Here is a 1,100-nt window from a genome sequence, read left to right as displayed (position 1 = left end):
GAGCAAAGCGGAGGCGGGGTAAGGGGGCTACGACAACCGCCATGACCGACGGACAATGTTGCCGTGAGGTCTGCACACAGGCGAGGAGACATGACCAGCGAATCCCACAAGAAGCCGCCGCTCGACGGTATCCGCGTCATCGAACTGGCACGCGTGCTGGCCGGCCCCTGGGCAGGCCAGATGCTGGCCGATCTCGGCGCCGACGTGATCAAGGTGGAAAACCCTGATGGCGGCGACGACACGCGCGGCTGGGGCCCACCCTTCGTGGAGGGCAAGGACGGCGAAAACCTCTCCGCCGCCTATTACCATTCCACCAATCGCGGCAAGCGCTCCATCGCGGTGGATTTCAGCACGCCGGAGGGGCAGGAAATCGTGCGCCGGCTGGCGGCCGATGCCGATGTGTTCATCGAGAACTTCAAGCTCGGCGGCCTGAAGAAATACGGTCTCGACTACGAGAGCCTGAAAGCGATCAATCCGCGCCTCGTCTATTGCTCGATCACCGGCTTTGGCCAGAACGGACCCTATGCGAGCCTTGCCGGCTATGACTACATCGTGCAGGGCATGTCCGGCTTCATGTCGGTGACCGGCGCCGCCGATGGCGAACCGATGAAGGCCGGCGTGGCGATCGCCGACATCTTTACCGGCATTTATGCGGTCACCGCGATCCAGGCCGCCCTCATCCATGCCATGAAGACCGGCGAGGGTCAGCAGGTGGACATGGCGCTGCTCGACGTGATGTCGGCGGTGCTTGCCAACCAGAACATGAATTATCTGATCTCCGGCACGGCGCCGGTGCGGCTGGGCAATGCCCATCCGAACATCAGCCCGTACGAAGTGGTGCCGACCGCCGATGGCCACCTCATTCTGGCGGTTGGCAATGACGGCCAGTTCCGCCGCCTCTGCGCAATCCTCGGCATCGAGGCGATGGCTGACGACGATCGCTATGCCACCAACAAGGCCCGCGTCGCCCATCGCGATGCCGTGCGCGCCGCCGTGGTGGCGAAGACCGTGCAATGGACGAAGGCCGATCTGCTGGCCGCCTGCGGCGAGAATGCGGTGCCGGCCGGCCCGATCAACTCCATCGGCGAAATGTTCGCCGA

At 64.3% G+C, this 1,100-nt stretch carries 1 protein-coding gene; it reads left to right on the top strand.

Translation table 11 applies throughout. The features are described 5' to 3' along the window. Positions 1–90: 90 nt before the first annotated feature. A partial coding sequence (locus FNA46_RS25760) for a CaiB/BaiF CoA transferase family protein (protein WP_143128090.1) occupies positions 91–1,100 on the top strand: 1,010 nt, incomplete at its 3' end.

The organism is Affinirhizobium straminoryzae (genome assembly GCF_007004135.1).
GTDB classification, from domain to species: domain Bacteria; phylum Pseudomonadota; class Alphaproteobacteria; order Rhizobiales; family Rhizobiaceae; genus Neorhizobium; species Neorhizobium straminoryzae.
Note: the sequence above shows the minus strand (reverse complement) of the source record. Positions and strands in the feature narration are given on the sequence as shown.